1 protein-coding gene is annotated in these 280 nt (G+C 47.1%); it reads left to right on the top strand.

Translation table 11 applies throughout. The features are described from left to right. Positions 1 to 280: hypothetical protein (locus AAEZ03_RS26990; RefSeq protein WP_350582883.1), on the top strand; the 280-nt coding region annotated here is incomplete at both ends.

Here is a 280-nt window from a genome sequence, read left to right as displayed (position 1 = left end):
GCGTGTCGTTGCGGATCAAGACACGGCTGGTGCTTATCACCTAGCATTAATGGCACAAAATACGCCAGATTTGCCGATTGATGCGCGTCAGCTAATTGAATTGGTTGTCAAGAGGGGTGATAACGATCAGCGCTTGGCATTACTCAAAAACTTACCACTGCCACCCGTTGAACTGATTAAAGGTCAGATCTTAGCCAGTGATGACGGTGATGCGATTGGGCAGATGAATGCCTACTTGCAGATTAATCCAGAGGGTTATGGTAGTCAGCATATGCTAGGT

The sequence above is a fragment of the Pseudomonas sp. HY2-MNA-CIBAN-0224 genome (assembly GCF_040310285.1).
In the GTDB taxonomy this organism is placed as follows: Bacteria; Pseudomonadota; Gammaproteobacteria; order Pseudomonadales; family Pseudomonadaceae; genus Aquipseudomonas; species Aquipseudomonas helleri.
This window is presented reverse-complemented; position numbering and strand designations above follow the sequence as displayed.